Raw genomic sequence first — 22050 nt, 5'->3', positions numbered from 1 at the left:
GAGCAGCTCGAAAGCCGTCACACCGTTATCGTGACTCGGAGGTTCTCATCCTGAGGCGTCACCTTTGAGACGTCACCGACATCCTGAAGCCGGCTCAGCATGACCCGGACTTCATCCGTCGCAGGTAGTAGCGTCCACCCGCGCTCGCGGCTGCCAAGTTTGGCGAACGCGGCGCCCAGGTAGTTGGTGACGGCGTAGATCTGATTGACATCCATCGAATCACAAATGCGCGCGAGAAGAGAAATCGTCGGAGCAGTATCTCGCCCGTTCCGTGCAAGCCACGACAAGGCTTCCGGTGTCACAATCGCGTCGGCGTCGTCCGCGAGGCGTTGAAGGAGCGCACGCGCGACATTGTTTTCACGAACATCCCACAAGGGTATTAGCTCAGCGAGTGCACGAATGTTCTCCATCGGAACCGTTTCGGCGTGCGCGATCTCTATCAAAGCGGCGTCATCGGGGCGCGTTTGCAGCGATCCCAACGTCGCGCTCCAGGCGGTCGACGATTCTGCGAGACTAACTACCGCAGCTGTACCAAGCCGAATTGCTTGAGTGGCCGTGGCCAAAGTGTCGGGGAGTCGGCCACCTGCAACCAGGAGCCCGATCGTCGGCCCAGCAGAGCGACCAAGTGCACTCGCATCCACTGTTACGTCGTCGGACATGGAGTCGATCAACTCAATCCGCTCTGCGGCGTCGAGGTCTGCTGTGTTTAAAATACGGACTGCTAGATCACCGTCGCCCGACGGTACAAGGTCCGCAAATCTTCGCTGACTGCGAACCGTCGCCACCGCCGCATCGTCGAGGGCCTCCCCGCTATCTGCATCCGCTGTATATTGGACGAGATTTGCGGCAGTCAATATAACTAGATCCTCAGCGAGGAGCGATGCCCAAATAGTTCGGGGTGTGTGAGCCAAGATCGGTACGCGAACATTGGGGGCGGAAGCTTTGATAGCGCGTATTGTCGCATTGTTCACAGACGACTCGGCGTCTCTTAGCATCAGGCTTAGCCCCTCGCCTCGATCGGCTACTGCACCGTCGCCCGGGGTGCGCAGTGACACGAAGCCGGGCAGATCGTCGGTCAGGCGCGAGTAAAGGGCAGGAAGGGATTCCGCAATAGTCTCGATAGTCGGTATTGACGATGTTTCGAGTGCGTCAAGGATGTTCGCTCGACTCAGAACGAATGCTCCAGCCTGGACAACAGCCCCGCGGACACGAGGTGAGGTCAGAGAAAGATCCTCCACCCACGCTTCGGCATCGGCGAGCTGTGCCACGATACGCGCTGCAACGCGTTCATCGAGATCCCGATGCAATAAATCCAAGGTACCGACGTAGCGACGCATCAAAAGCCGGGACTCCTCTGTGGCAGTCTGCGAATGGCCGTGCTCGAGAGTAGCGGCGAGGAGGACCTCTGCACGCGACGCGGAAATGCCTTGCTCCTCAGCCAGGAACGCCAGCGCGCCGGGCCACTCGGAGGCCAGCGATGCCCAGAAGGAGACCGCGGCGTCCGAGCGAGTGAATACGGAGAGGAACTTCAATGCGACGGCGTCAGGCTCGGCCAGACGAAGTATCATGTTTTTAATACGGGAGTCGCCCGTTTCGACGAGCCGATTCGCAATAGACAAGTTCAAAGCAGAATCCTCCGAAAGAAATGCCGATCCGCGTTGTTCGAGAATCGCGTCAATATCCTCCGGTCGAGAAAAGGGCCGGTCGTAGTCAGGAATCCCTCGTTGAACGTTGCGGATCAAGAAGGTCATGCCGTCCGCCGACAACGAAGTACCGTAATAGCGCGCCGTATAGAGAACGAAGTTCTCATCGATTTCACCACTTGTGAGTAGTTTCACCCACAGATCTCCGTAGTCGCCAAGAAGCGCCTCCACGATCTGACGCGCACTTCTCTTGCCGAGGAGCGTTTCGAACTGCTCGCTGTTCTTGATAAGATCTCCCGCCGTCGCCGTGGACAGGAAGCTGCGGCGCCGCCCAAGTGTCGCGATTTCGTGCTCACGCTCGAGGTTCGCTCGGTCGACAGCGTCGGAACGCGACAGCGAACCTCCCGCCAAGACTTCTGCTTGGGCCTTAGTCAAAGAAAAATTGCCGAAGTCCATGCTCTTCGCGTCAAGTACGGCTGCTACCAATTCTGCCCGTTTCTCTTCGGCAATTGACACCGCAATCCCGTCGATCTGAACGGAAGCACGCGAAGCGGAGGACCATATCGCACTGTTCACGGTGTCAGTTCGTTCGATTAGTCGAGCGACGCGATTAGCCAGACCCTTTTCCAGCGCGTTGACGCTACCCATCTCGTCCTCGAGCTTTGCTATACGGATGTCCCCGACGCGTGCCTTCTCGGTCGTCAGCTTCGCAAGTTGGTCGAAAACCTCGTCGAGCCGGCTATCGCCGGACCTGATAAGTTCGAAATCAGCGGGAGCGAGATTCTTGTACGTGACCATCGCAAATAGTGCTGATGGTGTAAGGTCCTCGAGGTGCCCGGGTGCGAGCAGATCTGCAGAGAAAAATCGGTATTCATTGACAATGTTGCGCAGAAGGCGCATATCGGAGATATGTTCAGCGACAGCCGCGATAACCGCCCTGTTGGGCTTCTTCTCAACGTCCGCGAGTTCGGGTTCGAGCAGGTCTCTCGCAGTCCGGTAGGTTATGAAAGGAACGAGCGGGACTATCGCGTCGAAGAATTTAGTTCGACTTCCGGAGTGATCGACCGCCTTACGCCGACCCCGCGACGCTTGTTTCGAGGTAAAGATGCTATCCCGGATCGCGTAGACGAACCGCACAGATCGGTTGACCTGCTTCGAATTATTCAAAATGATATTCAGATTTCGAAGGGATTCGAGGATGTGCGTGTCGTCGAACCGGTCGAGATCCTCGAAAATGACCACATCGACACTATTGCATTCAAAGTAGTAGATTAACTCATCGAGGTATTCGTCGAAGTAGTAGGTGTCGCGATTACTCAAAGTTATCGAGGCTGGGCCCGCGGAAACCGTCCGAAGGTCGGTGCGCCGTCTAAGCACCCCGAACACACTGTATGCGGCACATCCCAGAGCGAATCCCATAACGAGGAGGCCCGCCCAAGCGGCTCGCTCATTGCCGGCCAGGAATATTTGTGCGATTCGAACGTGTAGACCGAGCAGGCCCGCAACCAATAACCAAGTGGAGCCGACGGCCGCACCGAAACTAATGTCGGGTCCGTTTCCTCGTCGGGCCGTGCGACTGTAGCGTGTTTCGGGCAGGTCGCTGGGTAGCTCACGATACAAGAGTTGTTTGACGATCTCCTTTTGGATGAAGTTCGTCGTCGGGAGTGGCCGCCCTTCGCGGTCGGCGTCCTCGTCGAGAGCCGGATCGATTGTGCTGAGGCTCGACAGCGAAACGTTGATCGACCGGGTCCCGAGACGCTTCTGCAACTCGAGAAGGACGCTGCTCTTGCCGCTTCCATAGGGTCCTGTTAGTGCAATATTGCGAACGTCCTGGTCGGTGTTGAGCTGGTCAAGTAAAGCCAACAGCGCGCTCTCGTGCGCGGACGGCCGATACTCAGGCGTCAGAGCCCGAAGAGACGGCGCTCGCGCCGGGTCTGATCGCCCACTTGAGGTCACTTCCAAATCGGCGATGTCGTTGGGTCGATTTGGACCGTACTGAGCCATGCTCGAAGCGTAGTCGCGGCGAGCGGCGTCGTCCCGCACCGTCGCCTGAGCCAGCTGGCGCGCGGCGTCGTCTCGCTGCTCCCCCGGAAGGCTGACGCTTCCCCCGCCGCCGCCACCTGTACTGCGAAGCCTCCCACTGTCGAAGTCGAACGGGCTGGGCACGTCGTGGACGTACGATCAGTTCATCGGCACGTGATCGTCGACGACGGCCTATGCGTCGCAACAGTCACGACCAGCACACGTTCCGTCGGGTCCTCCGTAGGCTTCATCATGTGACGGCCTCGCCGTCGGCGCTTACCGTGATGCTCTGCGCATGCGCCTACCACTTGCAGACGCGCCTCGACCTGCCGTGCCCGCGGGCGGAGGGCGGCCGCCAGTGCGAACCGTTCGGCCCGGATGCCGAGCTGGTTGGCGGATGCCCCACCCGCGTGTGCTCGTTCACCGTCGAGTGGTACGGGTTTCGACGCTATTGGCGTCCCGAGGTCGGCGTGGGCGTTGGCCAAGAGCCCTCTGACACTAAATCCGCGAATGCCGTTCTTGCGCACGGAGCCGAGCTGCGGATGCCGTCCGCGTCCGCCAGCACCGCGCTCACGGCGTCGGCCCGAATGGGTCCCGCAACCGTCGCACCAGGTTCACCACGAACAACACCGCGTAAGCCGCCAGACTTGCCGATCGACGGTCGCCGTTGCGGCGGTGTTTCGTCGCCGGGCGGGCTCGACCGCCGCTCGCGCGGCCTCGCAGCGTGAATCGCGTCGAAATGCATGTCGAGCATGTCGGGCTTGGCCCGCCAGCCGCCGTAGCCGTCATTCGCACGCCAATACTTGCGGAGCGTCCTGAAGTCACGGAACGGCGACCCGAACACAGCGATGCAAAGCCGCTCGAGTACTGCCTTCAACGTGCGGAGGAGCAAGCGCGGGTCGTCGTTACTGAGCGGCCAGCCCTGCGCGTGCGCGTGCGCGTGCGCGTGCGCGTGCGCGTGCGCGTGCGCGTGCGGCCAGCTTCGTACTTCTCGTGCACGACGCCACGCGCGAACGGACCGCGACCTCGACGTCTGCGAGTTGAGAAGCGTGCCCCCGGAGCACACCTCGAACAAGCCAGTGTCGATGGAGGCTTGCTGCGTGACCGCCGAGACTCCGCTGTCGGCCACCGCCCCTTCGCCCGGGAGGTAGAAGTTCCCAGTTCGCGGTGGCTTCACCCAGCCCGGCAGCCCGGCGTACCTCGTCGGCAATGGTCGCGGCCCTGACGTCGCGCCAATCGACGTCGTCCACATCCGCAGACAGACGCACCTTCTGGTCAATACACCGGGTGCAAGTCACACCAACGGTAATGGCGCAGACTACGGCTTTCGTAGCCTGCAGCCGCCCGAGCACCTCGACGACCGTCGGTCTGCAGGATGACCATGATCCGTGGCCACCGAGTAAGACGCCAAACGGGTCGATCCCCGCGAACAGCGAAGCGGCCCGGGGTTGCGGTTGCTCAGACCTGCTACGAGAAGCTCCGTTACCGCCTCATGACTGGCACTGCCGTCTGGGACAAAGCGAAAGAGCCCCAGATGCCCGCCTTGACGGGAATCTGGGGCTCTTTGCGTTGGCGGTACCGGTGGGATTTGAACCCACGGTGGAGTTGCCCCCACACATGTTTTCGAGACATGATCCTTCGGCCGCTCGGACACGGTACCGGGGAAGAGTTTACACGATCCGGGAGGCCCGTGATGACACCCCGGGTCGGCTCGCCCTCCACAGGCGGTCACCTGCAGGGCTCTCCCCACACCCACAGGTCCTCCTCGTCTCCGGCAAGACCGGCGGGCGTACCGTCCACGGCATGAGATCCCGCACGCTCATCGCACTCCTCACCTCCGTCGTCGGCAGCCTCGGCGTCGTCGGTGCCGCAGCCGTCGGTGCCCGCGCCGGCGTGAAGGGCCAACGGGCAGCGGCGCAACGGGTCGTCGACATGCTCCCGATCCACGCCGACTGGTGGCGGGAACGACAGCAGCACGAGGGGCAGCTGCTCTACGTGGCGATCGGTGACTCGGCAGCGCAGGGGGTCGGTGCGACCGCACCCGGGCGTGGCTACGTGGGGCTGCTCGCGCGGCGCATCCGTCACCGCTCCCACATGTCGGTCCGGGTGGTGAACCTCAGCGTCTCCGGTTCGACCACGTGGGGCGCGAAGCGTGATCAGCTGCCGAAGCTCCGGCACTACGCGCCCGACGTCTGCACGGTGTCGATCGGGGCGAACGACATCGCCGACTTCGACCCGGACAAGTTCGAGCGGAACATCCGGGCGATCTACGGCGCGGTGCCGTCGCACGCCGTGGTGGCCGAGCTGCCGTGCATGTTCGTGCCGGACCGGGAGCGCAAGGTGGCGGTGGCGAACGAGATCGTGCACCGGGTGGCCGACGAGTTCGGGCTGACGGTGGCGCCGCTGCACACGATCACGAAGCGCGTCGGGGTCCGCCGCACCTTCTTCAACAGCTACGGCGACCTGTTCCACCCGAACGACCGCGGCTACGAGGTCTGGGCGAGCGCCTTCGAGCCGGCGGTCGACGCGCGCGTCGACACGGTGGCGGCGATCCGGCACTACCTGTCCGTGCGCGAGGCCGAGAACCTCGGTCGCGAAGCCGGGGCGGTGGCGAATGCCCGCGCCGAACAGGACACCGACGGCGCCGAGGCGCTCGACCACGCGTCGCGTCAGGGTCCGGGGCCGGTCGAGCGCCTGCGCCACCGGATGACCGGGTCGATCGCGCTGCCCGACGAACGAGACCGGTCGGACGAACCAAGCGGACCAGACGAGCCGGCCGACCACGCCGGTGATGTCGGCCGTACGGCCTAGCCTCGACGACATGGCGCGCCCGCAGTCCCTCTACCGTTGCACCGAGTGCGGCTGGACCAGCATCAAGTGGGTCGGCCGGTGCGGTGAGTGCCAGACCTGGGGCACCGTCGAGGACAGCTCTGCGGCGTCGGCGAGCACCCGCGGCACGTCGGCGGTCGCCGTCACCGGCGCTCGGGCCGCGCGACCGATCACCGAAGCCCGCGGCACCTCCGTGCAGCGCTGGCAGACCGGCATCGGCGAGTTCGACCGCGTCCTCGGCGGCGGCGTGGTGCCGGGTGCCGCGGTCCTGCTGAGCGGCGAGCCGGGTGTCGGCAAGTCGACCCTGCTGCTCGAGGTCGCTTCGCGAGCCGCAGCCTCGGGCAAGCGCGTCCTCTACGTCAGCGCCGAAGAGTCCGTCGACCAGGTCCGGCTCCGTGCCGAACGCACCGGGGCGATGCACGACGACCTGTACCTGGCGAGCGAGGTCGACCTCGGCGTCATCATCGGCCAGATCGACCAGGTCCAGCCCGACCTGCTCATCGCCGACTCCGTGCAGACCATCTCGTCGAGCTCGATCGACGGCATCGCGGGTGGTACGTCCCAGGTGCGCGAGGCCGCCTCGACCCTGATCCGCATCGCGAAGGACCGCGCCCTGCCCGTCCTCATCGTCGGCCACGTCACGAAGGACGGCACGATCGCCGGCCCGCGCCTGCTCGAGCACCTGGTCGACGTCGTCTGCCACTTCGAGGGCGACCGGCAGACCGCGCTGCGCTTCGTCCGGGCGCTCAAGAACCGCTTTGGCCCCACCGACGAGGTCGGGTGCTTCGACATGGGCGGCGACGGCATCCACGAGGTCCCCGACCCGAGCGGCCTCTTCATGTCGAAGAACGCCACCCCGGTGTCCGGCACCTGCGTCACCGTCGCACTCGAGGGGCGCCGTGCCCTGCCGGTCGAGGTGCAGGCCCTCATCGTCCCGAGCTCGGCACCGCAGCCCCGCCGGGTCGTGAACGGTGTCGATGCCTCGCGTGTGGCGATGCTGCTCGCGGTCCTCGAACGCCGTGCCGGCCTCAAGCTGTCCGACGCCGACGTCTACGTGTCCACGGTGGGCGGCATGAAGCTCACCGAGCCCGGCGCCGACCTGGCGATCGCGCTGGCCCTCGCGAGCGCCGCACGAGACCGTCCGTACCCGCACACGCTGGCGGCCGTCGGCGAGATCAGCCTCGCCGGCGAGATCCGTCCGGCCACGGGCACGAAGCAGCGCGTGAACGAGGCCACCCGCCTCGGGTTCACGACGGTGCTCGGCTCGGACTCCGGGCACCTGCGCGAGGCCCTGCGTGTGGCGTTCTCGATGACGCAGTCCCCCCGCGAACGCGAGCTCGACCGCGCGTTCTGAGGCGCTACGCGCGCAAAGCGGCCAGCAGGTCCGCCGGCGCGGCCTGCATGGTGTGCGGGCCGGCGATGTCGAAGAACACGCCCTCGAGCATGTCGAGGTGGGCGGCCAGGAACTCCTCGAGCCGCGGCCCGTCGTAGACCATGACCTGCCGGATCTTCTCGTCCGGCACCATCGCCGTGTAGGCGTCCGCCGACGAGAACAGCAGCAGGATGCGCTTGTCCGACCCCTCACGGCCGAACACCCGCACCTGCATGTCCTTCTTGCCGGTGACGAGTCGGGGGACGATCACGATGTCGTGGCGGAGCGCGAACGCCACCGCAGCGACGTCCTGCTTCGCGAGGGCTTCCTCGAGCTGTTCGCTCCGGAAGCGCTGTTCCTTGTCTGCCATCAGCTCAATTCCACCAGATTTTCGTCGTTCCGTGACGCACGGGTAGCCAGTCGGCCCAGAGCACGCTAGCCTGATGGAACCGCTTCGGCGGCGCTCAACGTCCGGGCGAGGTGGTTTGCCCCTCAACCCGGGCCCCAGGGTCACTGGCCGACAGGCCTGGCCCCGAACCCGTCCCGCCGGCACCTGCCCGCGTGGCGCATCACCCCCGTCGACGTACGTCGGGGTCTCCGTCGGTGCATCTGCACCTTGGCGGAAGCAAGAAAGCTAAGGAAACGCCATCATGGCATCTACCGGTACCGTCAAGTGGTTCAACAACGAAAAGGGCTTCGGCTTCATCGCCCCGGACGACGGCAGCGCTGACGTCTTCGCGCACTTCTCTGCGATTGCTGGCAACGGCTACAAGTCGCTCGAGGAGAACCAGAAGGTGGAGTTCGACATCACCGAGGGCCGCAAGGGCCCGCAGGCGGAGAACATCACCGTCCTCGGCTGATCACATCAGCTTGAACAGGCCCCGTCGTCTTCGGACGACGGGGCCTGTTGCTGTTCCCCGGGCCTCTGCTCGGCACAGCCCAGCCGGAACGGATCGGAACCGCAAACCGCGAACCGGGAACCGCACACCCGCCGCCTACTGCAGGATGAACTGCACCGAGCTCTTCGACTCGAGGTTCCCGACGGCGACCTGCAGGTGGTAGCTCGCGCCTCCCGCGGTGACCGCCGGCCGTGACGAGTCGCAGGTCGACGTGGACGAGCGGGTCCGGTCCCAGGCGATCGCCGGGGTCGTGAGCGTCTGACCGGACTTGATCGTGACGTCCTGGTTCGTGCCACCGGTCTGGCAGTCCTTCGACGACCAGTACTGCTCCTGGCCGGAGCTGATCGTCAGCACCTGCTGCGCCGATCCGAGGTCCAGGTGGCAGGAGTTCGTGGAGGAGTTCTTGATCGACATCGCGATCTTCGGGTCCTCGGTGGGGCCGTAGGCCGACTTGTCGAGCACCGGGGTCAGGACGATCTGGTCCTTCGTGCAGGTCGAACCGTCGGCAGCTGCGGGCTTTGACGCAGAAGCCGAGGCGGAAGCCGACGGCTTCGGCGCGGCAGACCGCGAGGACCCGGAACCGGACCCAGAACCGGCAGACGATGCATCGGCACCAGACCCGGCAGAGGCCGACGCACTCGGCGCCGCCGACGTCGCCCCGCTCCCCCGCCCGACGACGATGAGCACCACGACCAGGACGACGACCAGCAGTGCCGCGAGCACGAGCGCCCGGCGACGCCAGTAGACGACCGGCTTCTCGGGCCCGACGGGGTGACGCAACGACGACATGCGCACAGGGTAGACAACGGCGCGGGCCGCACACGGCCACCCCGCCGGGCGGCACGAGAAAGCGTCAGAGGTTCTTCAGCATGCGGGTGTTGCCGAGGGTGTTCGGCTTGACCCGGGCGAGGTCGAGGAACTCCGCGACCCCTTCGTCCGACGAGCGGACCAGTTCGGCGTAGACGTCCGGTGAGACGACGCTCTCGCCGATCTCCAGGTACCCGTGCTTCGCGAAGAAGTCGACCTCGAAGGTCAGGCAGAAGATCCGGGCGACGCCGAGTTCACGGGCGTCGTGCTCGAGCGCTTCGAGCATCCGGTGCCCGACGCGCTTGTGGATCCACTGCTCGTCGAGGGCGAGCGTGCGCACCTCGGCGATGTCGTCCCAGAACACCGCGAGCGCGCCGCACCCGATGGGCGTGCCGTCGGGCCCCTCGGCGATCCGGAACTGCTGGATCGAGCCGTACAGGGCGACGTTCTCCTTGCCGAGCAGGATGCGCCGGTCGACGTAGGGGGCGATGAGCCGCTGGATGTGCGGGACGTCCGAGGCGAGCGCCGGACGCACGAGGATCCCGTGGTCGTCGCGCTCGTGGAACGCGTGCTTGCCGTGCTCTGTCATCCGCCTCACACTACCGGGGTCGCAGGGGGACAGCGCTGCTGAGTGCCGCCCAGGTCGATCGGCCTACCGTCCGGTGCATGCCTCAGATCATCGAAACCGTCGACGTCAACGTCCCCGTCCGCCAGGCCTACGACCAGTGGACCCGTTTCGAGGAGTTCCCGCACTTCCTCGACGAGGTCGAGAAGATCGTCCAGGTGGACGACAAGACCACCGACTGGACCGTGAAGATCGCCGGACAGGAGCGCGAGTTCCGGGCCCTCATCACGGAGCAGCACCCCGACGAGCGTGTCGCCTGGACCGTGAAGGACGGCGAGACCGACCACGCCGGGGTCGTCACCTTCCACAAGCTCTCCGACGCCGAGACCCGCGTCACCGTGCAGATCGACTGGGAGCCCTCCGGCATCCTCGAGAAGCTCGGCTCCGCCGTGGGCGTCGGTGGCCACGCCGTCAAGAAGGACCTGCAGAACTACAAGGAGCGCGTCGAGAACGCGCCGACCCAGCCGGGCTGGCGCGGCGACGTGCAGGCGTAGTCCGCACCACACGACGGACGGGAGGCGCGGTGCCAGCTGGCACCGCGCCTCCCGTTCGTTCGTCCCCCGTTCGGCATCCCCCCATCGAAATGCCGACCTGACGAGCGAGCGCGAGCCTGGCAGAGTGGTGACACCGGCCGACGCGCTGGATCAGTTTTATCATGTCTGAGACAGATGTGAGAGTGGGGACACGTGATCGAGTACAACGACGACGACGCACACCGTCGGGAACTGTCGCGCAAACTGCAGCTCCTGATGGACGTCGTCGAGGCCAACTCGGGCCAGCGACCCCCGTACAAGGAGATCGCCGCCGAGATCGAGACGCAGGGTGCGTCGATGAGTCGACCGCGCTGGGGTTACATGCTCGGCGGCAACGGTCCGGCCGTCCGAGACCAGCGACTCCTGGCTGCCCTGGCGACCTACTTCGGCGTCCCGGCGGAGTACCTGACCGACGCGGCCGGCAACACGGACGTGCCGGAGCGGGTGCAGGCGCAGCTGGAGCTCGTGCTCGAACTGCGCAAGCGCGAGGTCGTCGCGTTCGCGACCCGGCGTCTCGGTGAGTTCGCCTCGGCGGACGAGATCCGCGACTTCACCGACCACCTGCGTCGCCTGGACGAATCGGGCGGCACCCCGTGAGCGGGTACCGCGACCGCTTCGACGCCCTGCGTCGGCAGACCGAGGCCCGTCGCCGCGTGCAGCGCCTCGGGCTCCCCCGTCGGCTGTCCCTGCCGGAGCTGACCGCCCGCGCCGAGGCGGCGCTCGGCAAACCGATCCACGTGCGCACCACGGAGCTGCCGGGCGACCTGTCCGCGCGGCTCATCCAGCGCACCGACCACGCCCTGCTCGAGACCCGCCCCGGGCTGTCGGAGCGCTCCCGGGTGGCCTGCGTGCTGCACGAGCTCGCCCACGTGTTCATGGACGACACCGGCTGCGACCACCAGGCGTACACGGGGCTGCTCAGCGGCCGGACGGCGTTCACCCGCTCGCTGGACACCCCGCACGAACAGGCCGTCGAGCTCGTCGCCGACCAGCTCGCGCTGCGGATCGGGCTGCTCGACCCCGAGGGCCAGCCCGGGATCTTCCGGTGACGCGGTGACGCTGCACGTCTGGGGGTCGATCCCGGTCTGGCTGATCCTGGCGGTGCTGGTCGCCCGGCTGCTCCTGGTGCGCACCCAGTCGGCCAGCGTCACCTGGCTGATGGTCTGCTGCAGCTGCGTCGCCGTCGGGCTCACGATCAACCAGCCCGACGTGACGACGTTCCTCGCCGGGGTGACGCACGTGCCGAACATCGCCGACCTGATCGGCCGCTGCCTGATGGTCTGCGGCATGTTCGCGCTCGCGCAGTCGGTCGAGGCCGCCGCACGCTCCGCCAAGCTCCTGCGCGCCAGCCGCATCATCGGCTGCGTGCTCGTGCTCGTCGCCCTGGTCGTGCTGTTCAGCTTCATCGACGCACCGACGCCCACGGCGCAGTTCATGGTGGCCTACGGCGACCAGCTGCCGACCGCGCTGTACTCGGCGGTCGAGATGACCTACATCGCCATCGTGATCGCCCGGTCGGCCGTCGCCGTGCTGCGCGGGTTCCGGAGCGGCGACGGGCTCGGCCGCCTGTACTGGCTCTTCGTCGTCGGTGCTGCCGGCCTCGTGCTGCTCGCCGGCATCGCGATCGCCCTCGACGCCGTGCACGTCGCCGGTGCCGACGGTGCGGTCGGGGTCCTGTCGAAGCTCTACACCCCGGTGTTCCTCGGCTCGATGGTCCTGCTCGCCATCGGCGCGGCCGGCGGGGTGCTGCCCGACGCCGCGCGGGAGTTCCGCGACTGGCGGGCCGCCCGACGCCGGTTCCGCGTGCTCGAACCGGAACTCCGGCGGCTCGAGACGGCATCGGGCAACACCGGGCTCTACTTCACGATCGTGTGGCAGCGTCGCCAGTGGCGGAGTCGGCAGCACCGACTGTCCGTCGAGATCGAAGACCGCGCGCGCGAGGCCGGGCAGGACGTCCCGGCCGCTGCGACGCTCACCACGGCACGACTCAGGGAGATCACATGACCGGCGCACGCATCACGGCACTCGGGACCGCGGCAGGGGCGGTCGGCACGCTCGGACTCGGCGCGTTCGTCGCACGGCGGTTGCTGTTCCCCACGCCGTACACGGCGACCGTCACGGTCCGCAGCGCCTCGGACACCGAGGTCGAGTTGACCGCCACCCGCGACACCCGGCTGCCGGGCACCTACGACCTGCAGCGCGACGACACCCGGGTGCAGGTCGGCGCGATCACCACCGCGAGCACGGCGACCCGAGCCAGCAGCGACGGCGACACCGTCCGCCGCAGCGTCACCGCTCCCGTGGCGACCGGTGCGTGGGGCTGGGACGCCCTGCGGTACGACGGACCGGACGACGTGCCCGGCACCGAGCCCGAGGCCGCCACGACCCACGTGGTCCACGTGCACGGCCAGTCCCTCGGCCCGCGCCAGGTCCTGCGCGGTGTCGGGGTCTGGCGTTCGCTCGGCGCCTCGTCCGAGATCGTCGACACCACCGACCTGCCGCTCCGCTCCCTCGACGCAGGGGCAGCGGACCGCATCGTCGCCGCCGTGCGCGCCGCCCGGGCCCGCGGCGCTCAGCGCGTCGTGCTGCAGGGCTGGTCCGCCGGTGCGCTCGCCTGCTCCGTCGCCGCCGCACGCGTCGACGTCGACGGACTCGTGGCCGTGTCACCCCTGCTCGACGTCGCCTCGGCACTCCGCGGGGCTGTCCGCGGCGCGCACCTGCCCGCGTTCGTCGGCACCGTCGCCGCCCGCATCGCGACCACGAACGTGCTGTCGCGGCTCGCCGGGGCCCCGACTCCCGTCACGACGACCACCTGGCAGGACTCGTCGACGCCGACGCTGCTGATCCACTCCGAGGCCGATGCCCTGGTCGCCGCGGACGACGTCGCCGACGCCGCGCGGCAGGGCGCCACCACGGTCACGTTGCGCACGGCACCGCACACGCTCGAGTGGAACGAGGACCCGGAGCGCTGGGAGCGCGCCGTCCGCGACTTCGCCGCACAGCTGCCCGACGCCGCCTGACGCCACGGGCGCCCGCCCGCACGGACGACCGACACCGTCCCCGAACGTGCAACGGCCCCGGTCTGCGAACAGACCGGGGCCGGCTGCGTCTCGATCCGTTGGGGGGAACCGATCGAGCGCGACGCGCGAGGAGTTGGGGGGAACGTCTCGCGCGTTGTCATCACAGTACCCCCGGACGGGGGTCCGTGGCCGCAAGGACGCGCAGATCGGCGATGCGGGATCTGAACGCGACCCGAGAACGGACAGGAGGCCCGGTGCCAGCTGGCACCGAGCCTCCTGTCCGTGGGGTGTCAGGTCCTAGGACTCGATCTCGCCCTGGGGCGTGTCGGCCGCGGCCTCGACCGCGGCTGCACCGGCGAGGACCTCTTCGCGGCCCGGCTGACGCCCGGTCTCGAAGTGGAACGCACCGTCGACGAAGTCGACCTTGACGTGGTCGCCGGCGTTGAGCTCACCCTGCAGGATGTGCTCGGACAGCTGGTCCTCGACCTCGTGCTGCATCGCGCGACGCAGGGGCCGAGCACCGAGGGACGGGTCGAACCCGACCTTGATGAGCTGCTCCTTGGCCGGCAGCGTGAGCTCGACGGTCATGTCGCGGTCGAGCAGGCGGTCGGCCAGACGCTTCACGAACAGGTCCACGATCTGCAGCAGCTCGGGCTGCGACAGCTGCGGGAACACGATCGTGTCGTCGACACGGTTCAGGAACTCGGGCTTGAAGTGCTTCTTGAGCTCCTCGTTGACCTTGCCGCGCATGCGGTCGTAGCCGACGGCCGAATCACCCTCGACCTGGAAGCCCACCGGGCCACCGGCGATGCCCTGCGAACCGAGGTTCGTGGTCATGATGATGACGGTGTTCTTGAAGTCGACCACGCGGCCCTGACCGTCGGTGAGACGGCCTTCCTCGAGCACCTGCAGCAGCGAGTTGAAGATGTCCGGGTGGGCCTTCTCGATCTCGTCGAACAGGACCACGGAGAACGGCTTGCGGCGCACCTTCTCGGTGAGCTGGCCGCCCTCCTCGAACCCGACGAACCCGGGAGGGGCACCGAACAGGCGGGACACGGTGTGCTTCTCACCGAACTCCGACATGTCGAGGGAGATCAGCGCACCCTCGTCGTCGAACAGGAACTCGGCGAGGGCCTTGGCGAGCTCGGTCTTCCCGACGCCCGTGGGGCCGGCGAAGATGAACGAGCCGGAGGGACGGTTCGGGTCCTTCAGGCCGGCACGGGTACGGCGGATGGTCTTGGACAGGGCCGAGATGGCCTCTTCCTGACCGATGACGCGCTCGTGCAGTGCCTTCTCCATGAAGACGAGACGCGAGGTCTCCTCTTCCGTGAGCTTGAACACCGGGATGCCCGTGGCCTGGGCCAGGACCTCGGCGATGATGCCCTCGTCGACGGTGCCGGACGCGGCGACGTCACCCGCACGCCACTGCTTCTCGAGGCGGAGACGCTCGCCGAGGAGCTTCTTCTCCTCGTCGCGCAGGCTCGCGGCCTTCTCGAAGTCCTGCTCCTCGATGGCGGCTTCCTTCGACCCGCGGACCGTCGAGATCTTCTCGTCGAACTCGCGGAGCTCCGGCGGTGCCGACAGGATCGACAGACGCAGGCGAGCGCCGGCCTCGTCGATCAGGTCGATGGCCTTGTCCGGCAGGAAGCGGTCCTGCACGTAGCGGTCCGCCAGGTTCGCCGCGGCGACGATCGCGCCGTCGGTGATGGACACCTTGTGGAACGCCTCGTACTTGTCGCGCAGACCCTTGAGGATGTTGATCGCGTGGGGCAGCGACGGCTCGTTGACCTGCACCGGCTGGAAGCGACGCTCGAGTGCGGCGTCCTTCTCGAAGTGCTTGCGGTACTCGTCGAGCGTGGTGGCACCGATGGTCTGGAGCTCACCGCGGGCGAGGAGCGGCTTGAGGATCGAGGCCGCGTCGATCGCGCCCTCGGCTGCACCGGCACCGACGAGCGTGTGGATCTCGTCGATGAAGACGATGATGTCGCCGCGGGTGCGGATCTCCTTCGTGACCTTCTTCAGGCGCTCCTCGAAGTCACCGCGGTAGCGGGACCCGGCGATGAGCGACCCGAGGTCGAGCGAGTAGAGCTGCTTGTCCTTCAGCGTCTCGGGCACGTCGCCCTTGACGATCGCCTGGGCGAGGCCCTCGACGACGGCGGTCTTGCCGACGCCGGGCTCACCGATCAGGACGGGGTTGTTCTTGGAGCGGCGGGAGAGGATCTGCATGACCCGCTCCATCTCCTTCTCGCGCCCGATGACGGGGTCGAGCTTGCCGTCGCGCGCGGCCTGGGTGAGGTTCCGACCGAACTGGTCGAGGACCTGCGAACCCTGCTGCGCGTTCTGCTGCTGCTCGCCGCCGACGGCGACCGCTTCCTTGCCCTGGTAGCCGGACAGGAGCTGGATGACCTGCTGGCGCACCCGGTTCAGGTCGGCGCCGAGCTTCACGAGGACCTGGGCTGCGACACCCTCGCCCTCGCGGATCAGGCCGAGCAGGATGTGCTCCGTGCCGATGTAGTTGTGGCCGAGCTGCAGCGCCTCGCGCAGGGACAGCTCGAGCACCTTCTTGGCGCGCGGCGTGAACGGGATGTGCCCGGTCGGCTGCTGCTGGCCCTGCCCGATGATGTCCTGGACCTGCTCGCGCACGGCGTCGAGCGAGATGCCCAGCGACTCCAGCGCCTTGGCGGCGACGCCCTCGCCCTCGTGGATGAGGCCGAGGAGGATGTGCTCGGTGCCGATGTAGTTGTGGTTGAGCATCTTCGCTTCTTCTTGAGCGAGGACGACAACACGACGGGCCCGGTCGGTGAATCTCTCGAACATGTGCTCTCCCTTGGCCCCTGATGAGCGGAGCCGACGCTGTGCCGGTCTCGTGTGAGTCCGGCCAAGTACTTCGAGAGTAACCAGCGCTCCCCCCGGGGGCTGCCCCTGTTCGCCGTGGGCGTGACCAGGGTGCGTCTTGTGCGCAGTGAGCGAACGACAAGCGGACTGGAGGGCCGTGGCGGGATCGCCACGGGCCTCCAGTCCGCTTGTCGGTCGCGCTGGGTCAGGCGCGCCGCACCGCGCGACGCAGGTCCCGTCGGAAGCGGCGCGCATCGACGCCCAGGGCGTCGAGGACGTCGTGCGCCGATCCGGCGAGCGGATCGTCGACCGAGTCGAGCACGGCGAGGACGACGTGCGGCGGTCGGATGCGCTCCGAACGGCCCGCGATCGTCGCGGCTCGGGCGAGCACGCGCATCGCAGCGGGCGTGCACGCGACCCGGTCGTGTTCGCCGGGGCAGGTGGTGTGGGCGCCGACGAAGGCGCGGATGCCGGAGCGGACGGTGCCCGGGGTGATCCGGTGGGCGTCGAGGAGGGGGCGGAAGCGGGGCATGCCGGCGCAGAGCGTGACGGCGGCCAGCAGCAGGTGTTCGGCGTCGACGAAGCCGAAGCCGGACTCGTGGGATTCGAGGTCGGCGAGCAGCACGATCTCGCGGCCGTGCCGGACGGAAGGGAGGGCGACGGAGAGTTGAGCGGTCTGCATGTATTCAGAATATCGCATGCCGCTGCGAAGGGACAGCCCGCATCGGAGGTCCGCTCGGTACGATCCGGTCATGGAGCAGCCCGTCGTCGGCCTCGTCGTCCACCCGACCAAGAACGTGCAGGAGTCCGTGACGACCCTGCAGCGCTGGAACGCGTCCGGCCAGGGCGAGCTGCTCGCCCGGCGTGCGGACGCCCAGCGCATCGGTGGCGGGGTCGACGTGGTGGACGACGACGACTTCACCGACCGCGTCGACCTGGTCGTGGCCCTCGGCGGCGACGGCACCATGCTCGGCGCGATGCGGCTCGTGGCGAAGCGCCCGGTGCCCGTCCTCGGCGTGAACTACGGCAACGTCGGGTTCCTGGTCGAGATCGAGCCGCCCGAGCTCGAGAGCGCGCTCGAACGGTTGTCCGCCGGCGAGTACCAGCTCGAACCGCACCACGCGCTCGAGGCCCGGTTGTCCTGGGGTGGAGCCCGCACCGACTACCTGGCGTTCAACGACCTGACCATCGTGCGACGGCCGGGCTCCGGGCAGGTGTCGGCCGACCTCAGCGTCGGAGGCCTCGGGTACGGGTACTACCGGGCCGACGCCATCGTGGCCGCCACCCCGGCCGGCTCCACCGCGTACAACTACGCCGCCGGTGGGCCGGTGCTCTCCCCCGCGCTGTCCGGCTCGGTGGTGACGCCGGTCGCGCCGATGGCCGGGATCGACCGCTCGGTGGTGCTCGCCGCACGGGAGCGCTACCGGTTCGACATCGCCGAGGGCACCAGGAGCGCCGCGCTCGAGGTCGATGGGCTCGTGGTCGGCGAGGTGGCCACCGGAGCGCAGATCGACATGCGGCTCCGGAAGGACGCCGGCAGCGTGGTGCGCCTCGACGCCGAGCGGCACGGGCGCACCGGACGCGTGAAGCTCAGCCTGCTCGACCTGCCGGTGCGGCCCGACCAGCTGGTCGAGCTCATCCCGAGTGACCTGCGGCAGAAGCTCCGGCGCGAGATCGACGACTGACGCCGCGCCGGGGCTGGCCCTGGCTCCGGCTCCGTCTCCGGGAACGTGAATGGCCCGCTCGAGCAGTGCTCGAGCGGGCCGTCCCATCACCCCACCGGATCGTCTTCCCACAGAACGACCCGGTTTCCCCGCGCCGGCACGGGTGAACGTGCCGGCCGAAGTCCACTGACCTAGTCGGTCAGGTACAGCTGCATGTCCTGCGAAACCGCCTTGGCGAACAGGCGCAGCTTGGCGCGCGACTCCACCCGGCTGACGGCCTGGCGGGTCGTGTGCACGATCTTCGAGATCTCGTCGAGGGTCATCGGCTTGTCGTCGTCCAGGCCGTAGCGCATGCGGATGACGTTCGCCTCGTCGCTGGGCAGCTCGGCGACGATGGAGCGGATGTCGCGGTGCAGCAGCGTCGTCTCGGTGAGCTCGTTCGGGCTCGCGGCGTCCTCGTCCTCGATGAAGTCACCGAGTTCGCTGTCGTCGGAGTCGCCGACCACGGTGTGGATCGACACCGGCTCGTGCGAGCGACCCTTGAGGTCGACGAGTTCCTCGACGCTCATGCTCAGCTCGGCGGCGACCTCGTCCGGCATCGGTGCACGGCCGAGGTCGACGGTCAGGTCACGCTCGGTGCGCGAGATCTTGTTGATGAGCTCGACGGTGTGCACCGGGATGCGGATCGTGCGTGCCTTGTCGGCGAGACCACGCGAGATGGCCTGGCGGATCCACCAGGTGGCGTAGGTCGAGAACTTGTAGCCCTGCGTGAAGTCGAACTTCTCGACGGCACGGACCAGGCCGAGGTTGCCTTCCTGGATGACGTCCATGAAGGGCAGGCCGCGCTGCGAGTACCGCTTGGCGATGCTCACGACGAGGCGAAGGTTCGAGGTGATCATGCGCTCCTTGGCGCGCTCACCGTCGCGGACCAGCCAGCGGAGTTCACGCTGCAGGGTCTTCGCGAGACCCTTCTCGGTGGCGAGCTTCTCTTCGGCGAAGAGCCCGACCTCGATGCGGCGTGCGATCTGCGCTTCTTCCTCGGCGGTGAGGAGCGAGAGACGGCCGATGTGACGGAGGTAGTCGCCGACCTGGTCGACCGAGGCGCCGCGGACACCGGCGAGCTGCTCGTCGGCCTCGACCTCGGTGTCGAGGGAGGTGGTGGCGGACTCGGCGGTCGCGGTCTTCGATGCCGATGCCTTCTTGGTGGCGGTGCGGCGGGTGGTGCTGGGTGCAGCCGTTGCGATCGTCATGGTGTTTCTCCCTGCGTTCGACGGTGATGGCTTCGTGGGGCGTTGCCGGGGGGTGCTGATGAGTAAAGCGGCCCGGAGGTGTACCCCACAAATCGTTCGGAGCGATTCTCAGGGTTCTCCGTGCTTCATCATCGAAAGCGTCCCCCGCGGGGTACAGCCCACCGCCAGTCTGGTCCCCCAATCGGCCCTGGATCAAGCGGATAACGCCGTGTTTCCGGCGTTGCAGGCGTGTTTCACCAGCGTTTCCGATCGTGTACCCCAGGCGACTGCGTACTCCGGACATGCAAAAGGGGTACGTCCGACCGGATCAGTGCGATCTGGTCGTCGTACCCCGAATACCGAATGGGTGGGGGTCACCAGGAGGGTTCGAGCCACCCGTCCCGGCGCTTGGAGACCTCGAGGTCTGCGTCTCGGTCGAACTCGTCGTACTCGCTCTCGATGTCACCGACGAGGCTGCGGCCCGTGAAGGGATGTGCGGTGGTTGCCATGCGGACGATGCTCACCCCGGCACGCGTCGGCGAGGTGAACGGTGCGTGACGGTCCGTCGGCGCTCAGACGTCGAGGTCGTCGACGTCGCCCTCGTCGTCGAGGGGTCCGTCGTCGCTGCCGACGGGCGAGACGGACGCCCCGGACGCCGGGTGTCCGAAGGCGTCCTCCACGTCGAGGTCGTCGAGGTCATCGACGCCGGCGGCGGACTCCGGGATGGTGGGCATGCGCGACAGGATCACACCGCGCGGTGAACACGGGGTGAAGTGGATCGTGCGCGGGCGGCTACTCGGCCGACGTCGGAGCCGGCGCGGGGCGACCGTGCTCACGCTCGAAGCGGGCGCGCTCCTCGGCCTCGACCTTGGCGTACGCGGCACGCTCGGTCCGGTCAGCACGCATGATCGCGCGCATCACGAACCAGAAGATCAGGCCGACGACGATGGTCGGCGTCAGGGCGAAGACGATCCCGCTTACGACTCCTTCAGGCACCCGAGCATCGTACCCCGGTGGACCGGGAGCTACTTGACCAGCGGGAACAGGATCGTCTCGCGGATGCCCAGGCCCGTGATGGCCATGAGCAGGCGGTCGATCCCCATGCCCATGCCGCCCGACGGGGGCATCGCGTGCTCCAGGGCCCGCAGGAAGTCCTCGTCGACGCGCATCGCCTCGAGGTCACCGCCAGCCGCGAGCTTCGCCTGCTCGACGAACCGCTCCCGCTGCACGACCGGGTCGACGAGCTCGGAGTACGCCGTGCCGAGCTCGAAGCCGCGGACGTACAGGTCCCACTTCTCGACGACGCCCGGACGGGTGCGGTGCTGCCGGGTGAGCGGCGAGGTGTCGACCGGGAAGTTCATCACGAAGGTCGGGCGGTCGAGCGAGTCGATGACGAAGTGCTCCCAGAGCTCCTCGACGTACTTGCCGTGCGTGGCGTGGGCGACCTCGACGCCCTCGGCCTCGGCGAGCGCCTGCAGCTCGGACAGCGGGGTCTCCGGGGTGATCTCGCGCCCCGCGGCCTCGGACAGCGAGCCATACATGTCGATGCGGGGCCACTCGCCACCCAGGTCGTAGGTGCTGCCGTCGGGCAGGGTGACCTCGAGCGCACCACCGGTGACCGCGCGGGTCGCGTTCTGCACGAGCTCCTGCGTCAGGTCGGCCATCTGCTCGTAGTTGCCGTACGCCTGGTACGCCTCGACCATCGCGAACTCGGGCGAGTGCGACGAGTCGGCACCCTCGTTCCGGAAGTTGCGGTTGATCTCGAACACCCGGTCGATGCCACCGACGACGGCGCGCTTCAGGAACAGCTCGGGGGCGATGCGCAGGAACAGCTCGGTGTCGAAGGCGTTCGAGTGCGTCACGAAGGGTCGGGCCGAGGCGCCGCCGTGCTGGGTCTGCAGCATCGGGGTCTCGACCTCGAGGTACTCGTGCGCGGTGAAGGTCTGACGGAGCGAGGCCATCACGGCAGCGCGGGCACGCACGGTGGCGCGGGCCTCGTCGCGGACGATGAGGTCGAGGTAGCGCTGGCGGACCCGCGTCTCCTCGTTGAGCTCGTTGTGCAGGTTCGGCAGCGGCAGGATCGCCTTCGCCGCGATCGCCCAGTCGTCGACCATGATCGACAGCTCGCCGCGGAGCGAGGAGATCACCCGGCCGTGCACGAACACGTGGTCGCCCAGGTCGACGAACTCCTTCCAGCGGGCGAGGGACTCGTCGCCCACCTCGGCCAGGGAGACCATCGCCTGGATGCGCGAGCCGTCGCCCGACTGCAGGGACGCGAAGCAGAGCTTGCCGGTGTTGCGCGAGAACACCACACGACCCGCGATGCCCACGACGTCCTGGGTCTCCTCGCCGGTCTCCAGGTGCGCGTACTGCTCGCGCACGGCCGGGATCGTCGTGGTGATGGGGAGCTCGGCGGGGTACGCCTCGATGCCCGACTCCAGCAGCTTCGCCCGCTTGTCGAGCCGGACCTGTCGCTGCTCGCTGGTCTCCTGCTCGGCCAGTGCGGCGGCGTCGGCGATCGCGGTGTCGGGGGTGACGGTCTCGTCGGTCATGCGGGTGCGGCTCCGATGGT

20 protein-coding genes and 1 tRNA gene are annotated in these 22050 nt (G+C 67.5%); 9 read left to right on the top strand and 12 right to left on the bottom strand.

Features of this window, described 5'->3' with window-relative positions; genetic code table 11:
- Nucleotides 1–17: 17 nt before the first annotated feature.
- Both DEJ08_RS01020 and DEJ08_RS01015 read right to left on the bottom strand, forming a co-directional pair.
- On the bottom strand, nt 18–3647 hold the full coding sequence (locus DEJ08_RS01020) for a YobI family P-loop NTPase (protein WP_146248508.1): 3630 nt from the start codon (nt 3645–3647) through the stop codon (nt 18–20).
- A gap of 1588 nt (nt 3648–5235) precedes the next feature.
- A tRNA-Ser gene (locus DEJ08_RS01015) sits at nt 5236–5325 on the bottom strand.
- A 143-nt stretch (nt 5326–5468) separates the two neighbouring features.
- On the opposite strand from DEJ08_RS01015, the gene DEJ08_RS01010 reads away from it, so the two are divergent.
- Nucleotides 5469–6476 carry an SGNH/GDSL hydrolase family protein gene (locus DEJ08_RS01010; RefSeq protein ID WP_111054754.1) on the top strand — a complete coding sequence of 336 codons (1008 nt, stop codon included), beginning with the start codon at nt 5469–5471 and terminating at the stop codon, nt 6474–6476.
- 10 nt (nt 6477–6486) lie between these two features.
- On the top strand, nt 6487–7848 hold the full coding sequence (gene radA, locus DEJ08_RS01005) for a DNA repair protein RadA (protein WP_181439009.1): 1362 nt from the start codon (nt 6487–6489) through the stop codon (nt 7846–7848).
- 4 nt (nt 7849–7852) lie between these two features.
- Here the strand turns inward: radA and DEJ08_RS01000 are convergent, their stop codons facing one another.
- Nucleotides 7853–8236 carry an SseB family protein gene (locus DEJ08_RS01000; RefSeq protein ID WP_017887661.1) on the bottom strand — a complete coding sequence of 128 codons (384 nt, stop codon included), beginning with the start codon at nt 8234–8236 and terminating at the stop codon, nt 7853–7855.
- A gap of 280 nt (nt 8237–8516) precedes the next feature.
- Between DEJ08_RS01000 and cspE the strand changes: the two genes are divergently transcribed.
- The gene (gene cspE / locus DEJ08_RS00995) at nt 8517–8726 is read left to right on the top strand and encodes a transcription antiterminator/RNA stability regulator CspE (protein ID WP_017887662.1); all 210 of its coding nucleotides are present in this window, start codon (nt 8517–8519) and stop codon (nt 8724–8726) included.
- 135 nt (nt 8727–8861) lie between these two features.
- Here cspE and DEJ08_RS00990 read toward each other — a convergent pair whose 3' ends face one another.
- Together DEJ08_RS00990 and DEJ08_RS00985 are read right to left on the bottom strand one after the other, a co-directional pair.
- Nucleotides 8862–9554, bottom strand: a complete 693-nt coding sequence (locus DEJ08_RS00990; RefSeq protein ID WP_111054752.1) for a hypothetical protein — start codon at nt 9552–9554, stop codon at nt 8862–8864.
- A gap of 64 nt (nt 9555–9618) precedes the next feature.
- Nucleotides 9619–10161 (bottom strand): amino-acid N-acetyltransferase, encoded by a 543-nt coding sequence (locus tag DEJ08_RS00985; RefSeq protein ID WP_071245253.1) that lies wholly within the window; start codon nt 10159–10161, stop codon nt 9619–9621.
- A gap of 77 nt (nt 10162–10238) precedes the next feature.
- On the opposite strand from DEJ08_RS00985, the gene DEJ08_RS00980 reads away from it, so the two are divergent.
- The 5 genes from DEJ08_RS00980 to DEJ08_RS00960 all read left to right on the top strand — a co-directional run bounded on the left by DEJ08_RS00980 (nt 10239) and on the right by DEJ08_RS00960 (nt 13750).
- Nucleotides 10239–10691 (top strand): SRPBCC family protein, encoded by a 453-nt coding sequence (locus DEJ08_RS00980; protein ID WP_027467072.1) that lies wholly within the window; start codon nt 10239–10241, stop codon nt 10689–10691.
- A gap of 192 nt (nt 10692–10883) precedes the next feature.
- A complete protein-coding gene (locus DEJ08_RS00975) occupies nt 10884–11327 on the top strand; it encodes a hypothetical protein (protein WP_111054751.1) in 444 nt (147 codons plus the stop codon).
- A complete protein-coding gene (locus tag DEJ08_RS00970; protein ID WP_111024020.1) occupies nt 11324–11779 on the top strand; it encodes a hypothetical protein in 456 nt (151 codons plus the stop codon). Before DEJ08_RS00975 ends, DEJ08_RS00970 begins: the two co-directional genes overlap by 4 nt.
- A gap of 4 nt (nt 11780–11783) precedes the next feature.
- Nucleotides 11784–12734 carry a hypothetical protein gene (locus DEJ08_RS00965; RefSeq protein WP_071245259.1) on the top strand — a complete coding sequence of 317 codons (951 nt, stop codon included), beginning with the start codon at nt 11784–11786 and terminating at the stop codon, nt 12732–12734.
- Entirely contained in the window at nt 12731–13750 is a 1020-nt protein-coding gene (locus DEJ08_RS00960) for an alpha/beta fold hydrolase (RefSeq protein ID WP_111054750.1), read from the top strand. Before DEJ08_RS00965 ends, DEJ08_RS00960 begins: the two co-directional genes overlap by 4 nt.
- 297 nt (nt 13751–14047) lie before the next feature.
- Here the strand turns inward: DEJ08_RS00960 and DEJ08_RS00955 are convergent, their stop codons facing one another.
- Nucleotides 14048–16567 (bottom strand): ATP-dependent Clp protease ATP-binding subunit, encoded by a 2520-nt coding sequence (locus tag DEJ08_RS00955; protein WP_111054749.1) that lies wholly within the window; start codon nt 16565–16567, stop codon nt 14048–14050.
- 223 nt (nt 16568–16790) lie between these two features.
- Nucleotides 16791–17267, bottom strand: coding sequence for a Clp protease N-terminal domain-containing protein (locus tag DEJ08_RS00950; protein WP_111054748.1), 477 nt, complete (start codon nt 17265–17267; stop codon nt 16791–16793).
- Between the two features lie 70 nt (nt 17268–17337).
- Between DEJ08_RS00950 and DEJ08_RS00945 the strand changes: the two genes are divergently transcribed.
- Nucleotides 17338–18270 carry an NAD(+)/NADH kinase gene (locus tag DEJ08_RS00945; protein WP_071404515.1) on the top strand — a complete coding sequence of 311 codons (933 nt, stop codon included), beginning with the start codon at nt 17338–17340 and terminating at the stop codon, nt 18268–18270.
- Between the two features lie 170 nt (nt 18271–18440).
- On the opposite strand, the gene DEJ08_RS00940 is transcribed toward DEJ08_RS00945, so the two are convergent.
- The 5 genes from DEJ08_RS00940 to lysS form a co-directional block, all read right to left on the bottom strand.
- A complete protein-coding gene (locus tag DEJ08_RS00940; RefSeq protein WP_111028721.1) occupies nt 18441–19499 on the bottom strand; it encodes a sigma-70 family RNA polymerase sigma factor in 1059 nt (352 codons plus the stop codon).
- A 353-nt stretch (nt 19500–19852) separates the two neighbouring features.
- Complete coding sequence (locus tag DEJ08_RS00935; protein ID WP_258320880.1) at nt 19853–19987, bottom strand: hypothetical protein; 135 nt, start codon at nt 19985–19987, stop codon at nt 19853–19855.
- Nucleotides 19988–20050: 63 nt separating this feature from the next.
- A complete protein-coding gene (locus DEJ08_RS00930) occupies nt 20051–20212 on the bottom strand; it encodes a hypothetical protein (RefSeq protein ID WP_163343079.1) in 162 nt (53 codons plus the stop codon).
- A gap of 58 nt (nt 20213–20270) precedes the next feature.
- Nucleotides 20271–20474 (bottom strand): hypothetical protein, encoded by a 204-nt coding sequence (locus tag DEJ08_RS00925; protein WP_071245264.1) that lies wholly within the window; start codon nt 20472–20474, stop codon nt 20271–20273.
- Between the two features lie 29 nt (nt 20475–20503).
- Complete coding sequence (gene lysS, locus DEJ08_RS00920; protein WP_111054747.1) at nt 20504–22030, bottom strand: lysine--tRNA ligase; 1527 nt, start codon at nt 22028–22030, stop codon at nt 20504–20506.
- Nucleotides 22031–22050 lie beyond the last annotated feature (20 nt).

It is taken from the genome of Curtobacterium sp. MCLR17_054 (assembly GCF_003234335.2).
GTDB lineage: Bacteria > Actinomycetota > Actinomycetes > Actinomycetales > Microbacteriaceae > Curtobacterium > Curtobacterium flaccumfaciens.
This window is presented reverse-complemented; position numbering and strand designations above follow the sequence as displayed.